This is a genomic window from Dechloromonas aromatica RCB (assembly GCF_000012425.1).
Genome location: NC_007298.1, coordinates 1,530,233 through 1,545,531, shown reverse-complemented (window position 1 = coordinate 1,545,531; position 15,299 = coordinate 1,530,233). Strand labels below are relative to the sequence as shown.

Here is a 15,299-nt window from a genome sequence, read left to right as displayed (position 1 = left end):
CCATGGCAAAACTCCGTCAATGCGCCATCTACGGCAAAGGCGGTATCGGCAAGTCCACCACCACCCAGAATCTGGTGGCGGCACTCGCTGAATCCGGCAAGAAAGTTATGATCGTTGGCTGCGACCCGAAAGCCGACTCAACCCGCCTGATCCTGCATAGCAAGGCTCAGACCACCGTGATGCACCTGGCTGCTGAAGCCGGCTCGGTGGAAGACCTCGAACTGGAAGACGTGCTCTCCGTCGGCTTCGGCGGCATCAAATGCGTTGAATCCGGTGGCCCGGAACCCGGTGTTGGTTGTGCCGGTCGCGGCGTCATCACCGCCATCAACTTCCTCGAAGAAGAAGGCGCTTATGACGAAGACCTCGACTTCGTGTTCTACGACGTGCTGGGTGACGTGGTCTGCGGTGGCTTCGCCATGCCGATCCGTGAAAACAAGGCGCAGGAAATCTACATCGTCTGTTCCGGCGAAATGATGGCCATGTACGCCGCCAACAACATTGCCAAGGGCATCGTGAAGTATGCGAACTCCGGCGGTGTCCGTCTGGCCGGCCTGATCTGCAACAGCCGCAACACTGACCGCGAAGACGAATTGATCATGGCCCTGGCTGGTCGCCTCGGCACCACGATGATCCACTTCGTGCCGCGTGACAACGCTGTTCAGCACGCTGAAATCCGCCGCATGACCATGGTCGAATACGATCCGAAGCACAAGCAGGCTGACGAATATCGCCAGCTCGCCAACAAGATCGTCAATAACACCAACTTCGTCATCCCGACCCCGATCGAGATGGAAGAGCTGGAAGAACTGCTGATGGAATTCGGCATCATGGAAGCGGAAGACGAGTCCATCGTCGGCCAGACCGCTGCCGAACTGGCTGCTGCTGCCGCCTAAGCTGTGCAAGACACGGCGGGGTGCTCAAGCGCCCCGCCACTTTCAACCAGTACGTCGGCCACAGATTGGTGGCGGCGTCAGGAGGAAAACATGACGACTCTGTCTCGCGAAGAAACCGAAGCCCTCATTGCCGAGGTGCTTGAGGTTTATCCGGAAAAAGCCCAGAAGGACCGTGCCAAGCATCTGGCGGTCAATGACCAATCTGTTGAACAATCCAAGAAGTGCATCACTTCCAACCGCAAGTCCCTGCCGGGCGTCATGACCATTCGTGGTTGTGCCTACGCTGGCTCCAAGGGCGTGGTCTGGGGTCCGATCAAGGACATGATCCACATCTCGCACGGCCCTGTCGGCTGCGGTCAGTATTCCCGCGCCGGTCGCCGTAACTACTACGTCGGCACCACCGGCGTCGATACCTTCGGCACGATGAACTTCACCTCCGATTTCCAGGAGAAGGACATTGTGTTCGGCGGCGACAAGAAGCTCGCCAAGCTGATCGACGAAGTCGAACTGCTCTTCCCGCTGCACAAGGGAATCTCGGTCCAGTCCGAGTGCCCGATCGGTCTGATCGGCGACGACATCGAGTCCGTCTCCAAGAAGGCTGCCGCCGTCATCGACAAGCCGGTCGTCCCGGTGCGTTGCGAAGGCTTCCGCGGTGTTTCCCAGTCCCTCGGCCACCACATCGCCAACGACGCGATCCGTGACTGGGTGCTCGACAAGCGCGACGGCGCCGCCTTCGAATCGACTCCGTACGACGTCGCCATCATCGGTGACTACAACATCGGTGGCGACGCCTGGGCCACCCGCATCCTGCTCGAAGAGATGGGCCTGCGTGTTGTGGCTCAGTGGTCCGGCGACGGCACCATTGCCGAAATGATGAACACGCCGAAGGTCAAGCTGAACCTGCTGCACTGCTACCGTTCGATGAACTACATCTCGCGTCACATGGAAGAGAAGTACGGCATTCCTTACCTGGAATACAACTTCTTCGGCCCGACCAAGATCATCGAATCCCTGCGAAAGATCGCCGCCTTCTTCGACGATTCCGTCAAGGAAAAGACCGAAGCCGTGATCGCCCGCTACAAGCCGATGATGGACGAGATCATCGCCAAGTACAAACCGCGTCTCGAGGGCAAGAAGGTCATGCTCTACGTCGGCGGCCTGCGTCCGCGTCACGTTATCGGCGCCTACGAAGATCTCGGCATGGAAGTCATCGGCACCGGCTACGAATTCGGCCACAACGACGACTACGACCGCACGATCAAAGAGATGGGCGATGCCACCCTGCTCTACGACGACGTCACCGGTTTCGAGCTGGAAGAATTCGTCAAGCGCCTGAAGCCCGACATGGTCGGCTCCGGCATCAAGGAAAAGTACATCTTCCAGAAGATGGGCATTCCGCTGCGCCAGATGCACTCCTGGGATTACTCGGGCCCGTACCACGGTTACGACGGTTTCGCGATCTTCGCCCGTGACATGGACATCGCCCTGTCCAACCCGACCTTCAAGAACCTTGTTCCGCCATGGAAGAAGGTTGCTGCTGAAGAAGTCAAGAAGGCCGCCTGACCTAGCTCAGTAAATCCTTAACCTTGAGCCCGCAGCCGCGAATGAGCGGGGCGGGCAAGGAGATAGCAATGCAAACCGCAGACAACATCAAGCCCTGTTACCCGCTGTTCCGCGACGACGACTACAAGAAGAACCTCGCTGAAAAACGCGAACTCTTCGAAGAAGGCCACGGCCCGGAAAAGGTCTGGGAAACCTTCGTCTGGACGACGACCAAGGAATATCAGGAACTCAACTTCAAGCGCGAAGCCCTGACCGTCGATCCGGCCAAGGCCTGCCAGCCGCTCGGCGCCGTCCTCTGCGCCTCCGGCTTCCACAAGACCCTGCCCTACGTGCATGGCTCGCAAGGTTGTGTCGCCTATTTCCGCACCTACTTCAACCGTCACTTCAAGGAACCGTGCTCCTGCGTGTCCGACTCGATGACGGAAGACGCCGCCGTGTTCGGCGGGCAGAAGAACATGCACGACGGTCTGGCCAACGCCAAGGCCATCTACAAGCCGGACATGATCGCTGTCTCGACCACCTGCATGGCCGAAGTCATCGGTGACGACCTGAATGCCTTCATCAACAACTCCAAGAAGGACGGCCACATCCCCCAGGATTACCCGGTCCCCTTCGCCCACACCCCGTCCTTCGTCGGTTCGCACACTACCGGCTGGGACAACATGCTCGAAGGCATCATCCGTTCCTTCACGCTGAACTTCATGGACGGCAAGAAGGTCGGTTCGAATGGCAAGATCAACATCGTGCCGGGCTTCGAGACCTACCTCGGCAACTACCGTGTCATCAAGCGCATGCTCGGTGAAATGGATGTCGATTTCACCTACCTGTCCGATCCTTCCGAAGTCTTCGACACCCCGGCCGACGGCGAATTCCGCATGTACTCCGGCGGCACGACGATGGACGAGGTCAAGGATGCGCCGAACGCCTACACCACCATCCTGCTGCAGCCCACCCAGCTGGAAAAGACGAAGAAATTCGTCGAAGCCACCTGGAACCAGGACATCCCCAAGCTCAACATCCCGATGGGCGTGGAATGGACCGACGAGTTCCTGATGAAGGTCTCCGAGATCACCGGCAAGCCGATCCCGGCCTCGCTGGAACTGGAACGCGGCCGCTGCATGGACCTCGTCTCCGACAGCCACGCCTGGCTGCACGGCAAGAAGTTTGCCGTGTATGGTGACCCGGACTTCGTGATGGGCGTCGTCAAGATCCTGCTCGAAGTCGGTGCCGAGCCGACCCACATCCTGGCCCACAACGGCAACAAGCGTTGGGCCAAGACCATGGACAAGCTCCTCGCCTCCAGCCCGTTCGGTGTCAATGGCAAGGTGTATGCCGGCAACGACCTGTGGCACATGCGCAGCCTGTGCTTCACGGACAAGCCGGATTTCCTGATCGGCAACTCCTACGGCAAGTACATCCAGCGCGACACCCGCCACCTGGGTGAAGAGTTCGAAGTACCGCTGATCCGCCTCGGCTTCCCGATCTTCGACCGCCATCACATGCACCGCGCGACCACCATGGGCTACGAAGGGATGATGTCCGTAGTGACCCAGCTGACCAACGCTGTCCTTGAGCAACTCGACAAGGAAACGATCGGCATGGGCACCACCGACTTCAACTTCGACCTGGTTCGCTAAACGGACCACCGGCGGAGCCCTGGCTCCGCCGGTCATGCAGGAGCGTTACATGGCCAACATCATGATCCAGCAAGGCGACAAGGGCGGGCTGGTGTTTTACCTCCCGAAGCGCGATCTGGAAGCGTCCATCGAGTCCATCGAATTCGACACCGCAGACAAATGGGGTGGCGAACTGAAACTGGACAACGGTGGCACTTACTACATCGACCCGATTGCCAAGCCGCCCCGCCTGCCCGTTTCCCTACGTGCCAAGCGCCTCGGCGCTGCCGAAGACTAGCCCGTTGAACCTGCCCGCCCAGCCAGCCGCCTGTCTGACAACAGTGGCCGGCAAAGCGGATTTAAAGGAGAGCATCATGGCAATGAAAATCGACCCCGACATGTGCACCGCCTGCGGCGACTGCAAGCCCGTCTGTCCGACCAAATCGATCAGTTCCGGCAAGATCTTCTTCAAGATCGACGCTGGCACCTGCACCGAATGCGACGGCCACAACGACTCACCGTTATGTGTCGATGTCTGCCCATCCGGCTGCATCAGCCCGGCCTGAGCAAAGTCTTGAGCCGAACGCCGGCGCAGCCAAATCTGCACCGGTGCTCCACTGAAGACTTTCCCCTGGAGCCCATCATGTCCGACACCCCCATCGCCTCCCGCGAAGCAGCGCTGCGCATCGCCCTCGCCGCCCGCGCCCTGAATGGTCTCGATGTCCGAGCCCTGGTCGGCGCGCTCGTCGAAAAGCTCGAATCCCCGCTCACCGAGGTCAAGCTCGGCACGCTGACCGTCGAAGACCTGCGCATCATCCTGGCCGGTGACTTCGCCGAGCAAGGCTGCCACGTCGGCGTCGAAGGCGAAGCGCTCAAGGAAGCCGTCCGCCTGCTCTGGGGTCAGGGCGTGGAGAACAACGATTTTCCGGCGGTCGACAGCTATACCGAGGGCGAAATGCCCGGCTCGCTGCGTGTCGCATTCGCCGCCAACCGTGGCGAAACCCTCGATGGCCATTTCGGTTCCTGCGAGCGCTTTCTCGTCTATCAGGTCAGCCCGGAACAGATCAAGCTGATCGCCATACGTACTACCGTCGAAGCCGACACCGCCGAAGACAAGAACGCCGCCCGCTCGGCGCTGATCAACGACTGCCAGATCGTCTATGTGCAGTCGATCGGCGGCCCGGCCGCGGCCAAGGTAGTGCGGGCCGGCGTTCATCCGGTCAAGAAACCGGAAGGCGGCAAGGCCCGTGAAGTACTGGTCGAACTGCAAGGCCGCCTGGCCAGTCCGCCGCCGTGGCTGGCCCAGATCATGGGCGTACCGGCCGCCTCGCTGGCCCGTTTTGAAGAGGAACTGGAAAGCGAGGAATCGGCATGATCTCCCCGACCCAACTCTTTCGCGTCGGCGAAGCCACCATGCTTGATGCCCGCGCTGCCTCGCTACGCCAGCGCTTCCCCGAGCTGCATTTCACCGAATGCAGCGAGGACGACGTTTCTCCCCGTTACCAGCCGGCGCTCAGCGTCGAAGGCTACGACCTTTTCCTGATCAGCGGCACCAGCGGCCATTGCCTGGCCTTGACCAATGACGCGACCAACGCCACCGGCATTCTTATCGCCGCCAAGGTCGATGACGAGTGAAAAAACGCTTGCCGACGCCGGCATTGGCCGGCTGGGATTGTGTTCCGGTTGCAGCTATTTTCCGGACTACCTGAACAGCCGCCGCTGCAAGCCGGGCGATGCCTGCATCCGCGCCCACAGCGGTCGTCAGATCGACCGTTTCCTGCGGGCCAACCCTGAGCTGGCCGCCAATTACCTGGGCGACATCTTCTGGGAACGCCGGGCCATTGCGACCCGCTACGCCCCGGTCGACCTTATTTTTGCGCTGAAATCCGATACCGACGAGGTCGTCCGCCGCGTCGTGGCCATGCGCCTGCCGGTCGATCAACTGATCTCGATGATCCACGACCCGGATCGCGAAGTGCGCCTCTCGGTGGCCGCTCGCCTGCCTGAAGCGCAGCTGATCCAGCTGATCAACGACCCCGACTACCTGATCCGCGCCACGATCGCCCGCCGCCTGCCACACGGCCAGCTCGCCAAGTTGATCAAGGATAGCGAGCGCGAAGTCCGCAAGGTCGTCGCCTCCCGCCTGCCCCCCTTTGCCCTGCACATGCTGGCCAAGGACCCGGAGCCGGAAGTCCGCGCCATTGTCGCCGAGCGCGCCCTGCCGGGCCTCGCCATCGCACTGCTCCAGGACGAAGAATGGTGGGTCCGCCTGGCTGCCGTCGGCAACGCCCCGCTCGACTCCCTGCCGCCGCTGACCAACGACCCGGAAACGGAAGTCCGCGATGCCGCCTTGGCCCGTCTCGCCGAACGAAATACTGCCTGATAACGAGGAAAGCACGATGAAAGAAACCCTGGCCTGGACGGAATACTGCAAATCGCTCGCCCCCGCCATCGTCGAAACCTGTGCCAAGGTGCAGGTCAGCAGCGGCCCCGGCGCCCTCGTCAAGGCGCTGGGTGCCGCCCTGCCCGACTGGAAATTCCGGCATGCCATGAGTCGTGGTGGCTGGTATCGGCTCGGCGGCATTATCGACAGCCACGGCCAGCGGGTTTCCGACAGTCTCGAAAGCTGGCTCGAAAACGCACTGGACGAACGCGATGGCGATCTCGCCAAGCTTACCGACGACTTCATCGACCAGAAGCTGTACGCCACCCGCCTGGTCGGCCAGACGCATTACCTCGTTGCCGCGGCCGATGACAGCACCGACGGTTTCCTGCAACTGGAAATCGAAGACCTGCAGGAGATGCGCGTTCATCAGCTATTCGCCAACGACCCGACCACCCTCGAAGAACTGGTCGACCCGCGGGGCGGCGCCGAGCAGCCGGTGCCCGTCGGCCTGCCTTTCTACAAATTCTGCCGCATCCAGCATATCGGCGCCTTCCTCAAGCGCATGCTGGCGCAAAAGCCCGAGCCTGCTGCCATTCACCGCATGATCGAGGACTGGTCAAAGAGCAGCGCCAGCAATACCAGCGCCTATTTCAACCACTGGGTCATCGCCACTCGCGAACACCTCGACCGCTACCACCAGCCGGTCTTCCGCGCCCAGCCCATCGCCACACTGGCCGGCGAAGCACCGGAGTTCGACACCGCAAACGACACCAGCGGCCTCAAGCTAAACGAGGCACTCAGCCATTTCGACCGAGAAAGCGGCTATCCGATGGCTTGGTACTTTCACATGCTGACCACCAAAGCTGTACCGCACTGGGTCGCCCAGACGGTCGTCGAAGACGCACTGGCCGGCTTCGCCTACCTGCCCCAGCGCGACGTTGATGTCGTCCGTGGCTGGCTGCACAGGCCGTATGCAGTGTAGCGAATTACATCAACAAAACCTGGCGAATGGTGTGGCCGACCAAGCTACCTCTTCTGAAGGTAGTGCTTCTCCTGCATATCCATTTCCAGCATATGCTCGATCAGATAGTCGGCAATCAGCCGGTGCAGGGTGCGGCTATCGATCAGCCCCCTTGCGCCGTCATATAGCAACTGGGTAAGCCTTTCCAGAAAACTCACATGGGCAGCTTTGTGGGCATCCAGATTCGGACTTTCATGGATTGCAAGTAGCGTTTCTTCGTCGCGAAAGTGATTGCCGACGAGGGTAGCCAGGTCATTCAGCAGGAGATGAAACTCCCTGTGCGCCTCATGTGACGAGAGGGCAGCACATGCCTCTGCCTTGTTGCAGAGATCGATTAATTGCCGATGCTGCTCATCGATCCAGCGATTGCAAACGCTTAAAGCGCCCGACCATTCACGCGGCTGAGTCATTGGACTATTTTTCTTGAGTTTTCAGAAGATTCTACGCTTCTGCCTATGACTTTGGTGTGAAATCAATCTGCAATTACATCGGAATTTTCCAGGTTTGTTGCGTTTACCTGGGCCATGTCGACCTTGGCTTCGATCAAGCGAACTTCCAAGACTGGCAGCCCCTAAGCCGCACTACGCGACGGCGCGCAATTGGCCAAAGTAGCGCCTTCGTCAGGCGAAAAGGCGTTCCCCGGCCAGCTGTTTGCATCGGCCCTATGGCGCTTAGGTCGCCATCAACTCACTCCCCCCGTTGCATGGAGGCCTAGTGCACACGGTCAATAACGATGTTGAGCCCACCTTGTCCAATCTTTGCCGTTTGCGCTTCGCTTTCCAGATCGCCGGCTGTGGGTACGGCATTGCCAGTTTTTGAAACCCTGGCCTGGACTAGCACCCTGGTCTGTTTCGACAGAATGTTTTCGGCGCTCATGGCAGAACTGTCGTCCAGCACAAAATCAAACGGCAAATCTGAAACACGAATTCTGGAAATCGCAATCGGCATCCGGGAGCCATCCGTGGCTCTGGCAAAAATAAACACAGTATCGTCCGGAGAAATCCTGGCGCCAAGGGCTGGAGAGAGCGCAACCCGACCGCTCACCGATTTTTTCGGATCTGCCTTGAAGCCAGCTCGTTTCTTCGCTTCGGCAACGCCTTCAGACAGCATTTTGGCATCCTCTGAATCCGGCTGAAGCGTCTTGAGCGCTCGCTCCCAGAAAATCACGGCAGTCGAAAAGTCCTTGCCATTGAACGCCGCCGTACCTGCCAGCCACAGCGCAACCACGTGGTCCGGATCGAGATGCAAGGCCTTGTTGATCAGCTCCATCGGCTTGCCATTCAGACTGCCGCCATTGAGCATCGCCAGCAGGTCTGCGTAATCGGTCAGCAAATCCGGGCTCTCAAAGACGACCGCACCGGCTTTACTGTAAGCATCTGCGGCTTTTTCCGTCTGACCCATTGATCGGTAAGAACGGGCCAGCATCAGCCAGCCCTCTGCGTCGCCCGGATTGTCCTCCAGGCGTTGGGCCAGCTTGCCGACCATACCCGCGATCTGCTCCGGCGTCAGTTTTTCCGGCTGCATGGCGGCAACCGGATCCAGGGCGCGCGTGTTGCCCAAAATCCAATAGCCAGCCACCGCGCCGAGTGGCAGCAGGAGCGCCACGACGAGCGCCATCTTGCGGCTCGGGCCGCCAAGCTGAGGAGATTGTGCGCCAGCCGGAGCATCACCTACCTCATCCAGCAGTCGACGCCGCAGCTCGCGATGGGCCTGCTCATAAGCCTCCTCACTCAATTCGCCCCCCTGCTTTTCAAGTTCCAGCTCAGCAAGATGCGTGCGAAATATCGCCACATTTGACACCTTGCGGCTAGCGGCCTCTGCTGCAATACGCGGCTGACGCAACAAGGGGGGCAGTAGAAACAAAAAAGCAATCGCGACCAGGAAGGCCGCAAAGAGGGGAAACCAGGTCATAAATCGAATATATCCAGACGAAAAAAGGGAGGGCAAAGCCCTCCCTCAACATTCAGAAACAGGGTTTTCAGTGACTGAAGAAACCTGTTCCGACCAAAGCCAGCAATCCCAGGCCAACGGTAATCAGCGTTAGACCAAGAATAACCGATCCCGTGTGCATCTGCTGTGACGGCGCATCCACCAGATACTTCTCCAGCTCTCCGGTGTCGACCAGGCGCTGGTAATGCGCCGGATGGTCCTTGCGGAACTCCTCGATCGACTGCGTACCGGTGAACATCACCACATCCGGCGGCGGCAGTTTATCCGGACGGAAGTGGTTGTTGAAGAAATGCACCGTGAAGAGGAAGACCGCTGCGAGGAAGGCCTCTTCGCCATGCACCAGCGTCGCCACATTGAAGACCCAGCCCGGCAGGAACTTGGCCGTCACATGCGGGAAGGCCAGCATCAGGCCGCTCCACCCGATGATATTGACACCCCAGAACACTGCCCAGTAATCGAACTTCTCGAAGTAGGTCCAGCGTTCGAACTGCGGCTTGGGTCCGCGGCCGAAGAACCACTTGAACATGCCCCAGCAATCGGCAAAGTCCTTCCAGTTCGGAATCAGTGAATCCGGCCCGAACCAACGGAAAGTCCTGCTACGCAACAGGCGCTGCATGACGTAGACGAAGTGGATCATGAAGATGCCGACAAACAACGCCGCAGCTACCCGGTGAATGATGCCGAGCATCTTGGGCCCACCAACCGCCGCCGCCACCAGCGGCGCCCAGCTGCTACTCGAGAACAGCGCCGAGGTACCGGTCAGAACAAGGGTCATCGTCACCAGCGCAAATACCAGGTGAGCGACGCGCCACCCCAGGGCAAAGCGCTGGAAGTGCTTCTCCGGCTTGGCCAAGCCCAAGGCCTCGGTAGAAACGCGAGACATGGTCTTGTGCGCCTTGCGCTCTTGCCATTCGCGGTAGTACCACAGGCCACAATGCAACCAGAAGAAGGCGAAGACGCCGATCAGCAGGGCAACCATGAATTTCGTGGCTATCCACATCTGCGGATATTTGTCGAAATCGTGACCATTGGCGTGCGGGCCAAACGAGATGAAACCCTCGGTCGCCAGTGGCATGCCCTTCTTCTCGTTGTGACACTCCTGGCAGGTCTTCAGGCGATTCTTGATATGGACCTTGGAGGCCGGATCATCCACTTTGGCAATGCCGTGGCTGCCGTGGCAATTCGAACACTTGGCCGTGTAGGTATAGCCGAGTTTGTTCACCTGCCCGTGATAAGTGTCGCGATAGCTATGCAGTTCTTCCTTGTGACAATCGCCACAAGCCTCGACGTTCTTCAGCTTGAACGGGTCAGACGATGCTCCCTTGATGTCATGGCTGGTATGGCAGTCGATACACACGGCCCCCTTGGGATCATCCTTGCCCATGGTCAATTTGCCATGGACAGAGCCTTCGTAGTCCTCAAGCTGCTCGTCGTGGCACTTTTCACCGCAGGTCTTGGGGATCGTCAGACGCCAGGCATCGCGCTCCGGCGTACCTTTCTTGGGTACGGCAAAATCGTGTGTTGCATGGCAATCACCGCAGGTCGCTTTCGGACGATCCGGATTGTCCGCATCTGGACGGGCATGGAACGAAGCCTTGTAAGCATCGACGTTCTGAGCGACGACGCCCAAACGCTCCTTGCCGGCCGGATTGGCTTTTGCCTGATCCCACAGCTTCGTATGGCAGGTTGCACAATCCGGCTGCGCCACGTTGGCCGCCTTTTCATGCTTTTCCTTGGCATCGACGATGTCCGTGTGGCAAGCCACACATTCCATTGTGCTATGGACACTCTTGGCCAACTTGCCTGGATTGACGGGGGCCAAGGCACGCTTTTCATCACCGGCAGCAACTTCGATCTTGTGCTTGCCGGTTTCGTGACAGGTCAGACACGATGCATTGTCGAGCTTGGGTACCGCATCTGCCGCCGTTGCGCCATGACTGGCAAGAAATGAAGCACTGGCTAGTGCCAATACCCCGAAGAATTTCTGGAAATTCATGGCCCGATCCTTTTTGAACACGCCATTGATATAAACAACCTAAAACGCATACAACAATTCCACTGAAAGGAAAAAGGGGCCAAGAATCTGGCCCCTGAATCTTGCTGCGGCGTCATCTACGAGGTTATTACTGGAAGCTATAGATGTAGCTGGCCATCAACACGTTGACCGAGTAGTTTGCAGCTTGCTGATTACTCGGCATCGTTGCGTTCGGCGTATAACCCATCTGGTAGATGTTGTAGACGTAGTCATTAGACTTCAACTGCTGGTAGACATAGCCGAGGCGAACCTTGCTGCTCTTGTCCACCTGGTAATTTCCCTCAAGCTTCACCGTCGTAATGTTTGACTTCACATCAGGTGTATCGCCGCAAGTCAAAGTACCAGATGTACCGCAGGTGCTCGAGTTCGCAGGATAACTACCGGTATAGTAGTTCGTCAGGCCATTCGACCATGACAGGTCCCCCTTGAAGGACAGCTTGCCGCCCATCAGCCCACCCCATTTTCCGTACAGGCCAACGGCATTTTGCCTATCCGTCAGACGGTTGGACCAGACATTGGTCCCCACACCATTCGTGGTGCTCACGGTTGACGCCACGTTCATGTCGCGAGTCATTGATTGCAGGCTGACATAAGCGCCGAGCATGCGCTCTTCGGCGAAGGTGTAGCTAGCATCCAGATTGACTGCCATCGTGGTGCCGTCACTGACGCCCAGCGGCGAGTCGTAGTAACGGTCCAGCGCGGCCCGACCATCTGCAGTCAGCGTAAACTTCTCGGTTACATCCCAGCTGGCACCAATTTTCAGCATGTTCTGACGGCGCGATGCATCAAAGTAGGGCTTGTAACCAACCGCATCGCCACCATTGACATAACCGTAGGTCGTCACGCCAATCGGTGTCACGGCGCGATGGTCTTCATTGGCGTGACGATCAGCATAGCCATATCCGACGTTCAGACTGACACCACCATCCAGCTTCAGGCGGTAACGGGCATTCAGCTTGTCTTCGTAACTGCTGCCAACAACGACGCAGGGAGCGCCATTCGGGTTTTTAGCCAGATCATTACACCAACGCTCGATATTCTCGCGCTCATAAGACAGGCGAATGTTCTGCCTCTTGGCCACAAGATAATCGCCAGCCAGTTCAAATTGCGTCTTCTTGTTGCTGTAAGGCGCATTAGCGATGGTCCGCAAGTTGCTGTGTCCAATGTCGTAGAAATTGTAGACGTTGGAACGAGTTTGGTTGTCGCGCTCGTTGAACTTGAAGCCGGCAGACAAGTTGAGATCCTTGATCGAACTGTCCGTCAGCTTCAGATTGGCATTGGTCGTGACCACAGCCCCTTCCAGCGACGTCGCAGGCAAGGCACCAGCCATTAGTGCCGTATCATTGAAAAACGCCTGATTTTGGGTGTTACGGCCGTAAGACATGCCACCAGCCACCTTGGTGGTTGGTCCAAACTTGTAGCCACCTGAAACATTCAATTGATGAAAATCGTTGTTCGGTGCTGTGCTCAAGGTATCCGTCGGGAATACCCTGGCTGTGCCTGTAGCGCCAGCACTAACATACGGGTTTGACCAAGACAATGTACTGTAGTCATCCCGGAAGAAGGAGCCGTAATAGCCAACCGTCAGATGTCCGCGGTCTCCTGTCCAGTTAACCGCCAGCTTGACCGAGTCGGTTTGGTAGTTGGTTGGATTCATCAGCATCGTGATTGCTTCGCCAACCGCATTATTTGCGACAGCGCCGGCCGAACCAGCTGCCTGCTGATTTGTACCGGAAGCAATCAATTTGGCGCCGGTCTGGGTCAGACGATTAATCTCGAAATCAACGCTCCACTGACTATTGAAGCGATAAAGCCCATTGGCGCCAATATTTTTTCGCCCTGAATACAGGTCATCAATGGTGCGCATTTCTGACTTCTGCGTCACCGTTAAACCCCGCGTTCCGGGAGCGGTATTGCTTCTTATCTGGCCAAAGTCTGCAGGCAGGACAAAACTGTTTCCACCCATCGAGCCCTGCAATGGCGTAATAAATGGCTCCGACGTGTAGTGACGCATCTCATCATACATAACACCGAAAGACCAGCTTCCCTGATTACCGACTGAAGCATCCAGCGAGCGGGAAGTCGTTCCGAGATTGGCACCGTTGGCCTCCCAGCGCATCGTTCCTTCACCACCGTCATAAGCGTCGTAGGCACTACCGCCCTTGACGCCGAAATTACCGATGGCGTAAGCACCCGATTGATCGAGACCGTTGTATTCACCGAACTTGTTCGAATTGCTGGAGACGTTCATCGCACCAATTTCGACAAAACTGGTCGGACGAACCTGTTGATTGGCGTCATCGTCCGCAAAAGCAACCGTCGACATGCCGCACATCACGGCCAGAGCTGCCCGCACCAACACCGTCATGGAGTTCAGGGCAAAAGTTTGAGTTCCAGAGTTTTTCATCGCATATCCCCTTTTTCCTGCTTAACGATGCAACCAGGCGCCAGCCGGGTTGTTCGAACCATGGACCATCACGTGACAGTTCATGCAGGAGCGACCACCCGCAGTACCGCTCGGAGCTGCCCCCGTGTACCCGGCTTGGAAGCCACCGGCATTTGCGGCAACGGCACTCTTGGAGTGAGGACCGTCATGGCATTCATTGCACAGGAACGGCGTGCGCGATTTCAACAACGGAGAGATATTGGAGCCATGCGGCGTATGACAGGTTGAGCAATCCTCGGTAACAGGCTGATGCTCCCAAAGCATTGGCCCGCGTTTTTCGGCGTGGCAGGTGAAGCAGGTTTCATTCAGAGTATTCTTCTTCAGAAGCTTGGGGCCTGCCGAACCGTGCGGATTGTGGCAATCCGAACAGGCGATCTTGCCGGCTGCAATCGGGTGAGCGGAAATCTTGTGGCTCTGGGCGCGCTCGGTCTTGTGGCAGGTGTAGCAGACTTCCGGCTGCGTAGCCTTCTTCAACACTTTGTCCTGATGAACGTGGTTGCTATGGCAGCTGACACAGGTCACGTCGGCGGTCTCATGCTGGCTACCGGACCAGTGGGTACGCAGACCACTTTCGTGGCAGCTGATACAGGCACCGTTCTGTTCCTTCGACGAATTCGCTGACTTTGCACCGAAGACGACGTCGACCTTGCCGCGCTTGGCGCCCTTTTCACCCGGCTTCGGGCCGTTCTTGACGTGGGCCTCACTGGCACCGTGACAAGTCTGGCAGCCTGGGGTGCGACCATCAGCCTTGACGCCATGCTTGCCTTTATAGACGGCCAGGATGGCCTTGTTGTCGTTCTCGTCGTGACACTCGGTACAAACCTTGTCGCCCTTGAGTGTCCGGTCAGCTGCCATATCGGCCGCCTTGGCCTGCAGGCCGAAGCCCAGCCCGACCACCAAGCCGCAGGCAGCGATGATGTTTCGCCACTGTTTCATGTTACTTCCCCCTGATTACCTACAAATACTTGCCAAACCGGCAGTTTTACAGCGACAGAATCCAGTGCACCAGATTCTTGATCTCAGCCTGATCCTTGGTATCGATGATCTTGTGATCCTCTTCGGTACCGTCCTCCAGCTTGACCTTCGGGCCGGTGGTAATGTTCTTGATCATCTTTTGCTCGCCTTCAGCTTCCTTGCCTTTGTACTTGGCGGCGATCTTTTTGTAGGCAGGACCTTTCTTGGTCTTGTCGATGGCGTGGCACTTGAAGCAATCATTCTTCTTGGCCAGCGCCTTGGCAGCGTCTTCATCAACGGCAGCAGAGGCTGCGGTAGTGAACAAAAAAGCAGCCGCAGAAGCGGCGATCAGTGCAGAACGTGCGAAACCGAATTTCATTTTTTTACCCACCCTAGAGAACTAGTTCTTAAGTCATAACCTTTGGGGTGAGTGTA

15 protein-coding genes are annotated in these 15,299 nt (G+C 58.0%); 9 read left to right on the top strand and 6 right to left on the bottom strand.

Features of this window, described 5'->3' with window-relative positions:
- Window positions 1-2 precede the first annotated feature (2 nt).
- The 9 genes from nifH (at window position 3) to DARO_RS07295 (ending at window position 7,440) form a co-directional block, all read left to right on the top strand.
- A complete protein-coding gene (gene nifH / locus DARO_RS07335) occupies window positions 3-893 on the top strand; it encodes a nitrogenase iron protein (protein ID WP_011287173.1) in 891 nt (296 codons plus the stop codon).
- A 90-nt stretch (window positions 894-983) separates the two neighbouring features.
- On the top strand, window positions 984-2,456 hold the full coding sequence (nifD, locus tag DARO_RS07330; RefSeq protein WP_011287172.1) for a nitrogenase molybdenum-iron protein alpha chain: 1,473 nt from the start codon (window positions 984-986) through the stop codon (window positions 2,454-2,456).
- Between the two features lie 68 nt (window positions 2,457-2,524).
- On the top strand, window positions 2,525-4,093 hold the full coding sequence (gene nifK / locus DARO_RS07325) for a nitrogenase molybdenum-iron protein subunit beta (protein WP_011287171.1): 1,569 nt from the start codon (window positions 2,525-2,527) through the stop codon (window positions 4,091-4,093).
- 49 nt (window positions 4,094-4,142) lie between these two features.
- Window positions 4,143-4,370: a putative nitrogen fixation protein NifT gene (nifT, locus tag DARO_RS07320; protein WP_041224270.1), complete on the top strand. Its 228-nt coding sequence runs from the start codon at window positions 4,143-4,145 to the stop codon at window positions 4,368-4,370.
- Window positions 4,371-4,446: 76 nt separating this feature from the next.
- The gene (locus tag DARO_RS07315) at window positions 4,447-4,638 is read left to right on the top strand and encodes a 4Fe-4S binding protein (protein ID WP_011287169.1); all 192 of its coding nucleotides are present in this window, start codon (window positions 4,447-4,449) and stop codon (window positions 4,636-4,638) included.
- A 77-nt stretch (window positions 4,639-4,715) separates the two neighbouring features.
- On the top strand, window positions 4,716-5,447 hold the full coding sequence (locus DARO_RS07310; protein WP_011287168.1) for a dinitrogenase iron-molybdenum cofactor biosynthesis protein: 732 nt from the start codon (window positions 4,716-4,718) through the stop codon (window positions 5,445-5,447).
- Entirely contained in the window at window positions 5,444-5,707 is a 264-nt protein-coding gene (locus DARO_RS07305) for a DUF6129 family protein (RefSeq protein ID WP_011287167.1), read from the top strand. Before DARO_RS07310 ends, DARO_RS07305 begins: the two co-directional genes overlap by 4 nt.
- A complete protein-coding gene (locus DARO_RS07300; protein WP_011287166.1) occupies window positions 5,697-6,455 on the top strand; it encodes a 4Fe4S-binding leucine-rich repeat protein in 759 nt (252 codons plus the stop codon). Before DARO_RS07305 ends, DARO_RS07300 begins: the two co-directional genes overlap by 11 nt.
- 16 nt (window positions 6,456-6,471) lie before the next feature.
- The gene (locus DARO_RS07295) at window positions 6,472-7,440 is read left to right on the top strand and encodes a hypothetical protein (RefSeq protein ID WP_011287165.1); all 969 of its coding nucleotides are present in this window, start codon (window positions 6,472-6,474) and stop codon (window positions 7,438-7,440) included.
- Window positions 7,441-7,484: 44 nt separating this feature from the next.
- Here DARO_RS07295 and DARO_RS07290 read toward each other — a convergent pair whose 3' ends face one another.
- The 6 genes from DARO_RS07290 to DARO_RS07265 form a co-directional block, all read right to left on the bottom strand.
- Complete coding sequence (locus DARO_RS07290; RefSeq protein ID WP_011287164.1) at window positions 7,485-7,889, bottom strand: hemerythrin family protein; 405 nt, start codon at window positions 7,887-7,889, stop codon at window positions 7,485-7,487.
- A gap of 301 nt (window positions 7,890-8,190) precedes the next feature.
- Window positions 8,191-9,426 (bottom strand): c-type cytochrome biogenesis protein CcmI, encoded by a 1,236-nt coding sequence (gene ccmI, locus DARO_RS07285; RefSeq protein WP_157037157.1) that lies wholly within the window; start codon window positions 9,424-9,426, stop codon window positions 8,191-8,193.
- Window positions 9,427-9,457: 31 nt separating this feature from the next.
- Window positions 9,458-11,425: a cytochrome c gene (locus DARO_RS07280; protein WP_011287162.1), complete on the bottom strand. Its 1,968-nt coding sequence runs from the start codon at window positions 11,423-11,425 to the stop codon at window positions 9,458-9,460.
- A gap of 127 nt (window positions 11,426-11,552) precedes the next feature.
- Window positions 11,553-13,871, bottom strand: a complete 2,319-nt coding sequence (locus tag DARO_RS07275; RefSeq protein ID WP_011287161.1) for an MtrB/PioB family decaheme-associated outer membrane protein — start codon at window positions 13,869-13,871, stop codon at window positions 11,553-11,555.
- 21 nt (window positions 13,872-13,892) lie between these two features.
- A complete protein-coding gene (locus tag DARO_RS07270; RefSeq protein WP_011287160.1) occupies window positions 13,893-14,846 on the bottom strand; it encodes a DmsE family decaheme c-type cytochrome in 954 nt (317 codons plus the stop codon).
- Window positions 14,847-14,892: 46 nt separating this feature from the next.
- Complete coding sequence (locus DARO_RS07265; protein WP_011287159.1) at window positions 14,893-15,243, bottom strand: c-type cytochrome; 351 nt, start codon at window positions 15,241-15,243, stop codon at window positions 14,893-14,895.
- Window positions 15,244-15,299 lie beyond the last annotated feature (56 nt).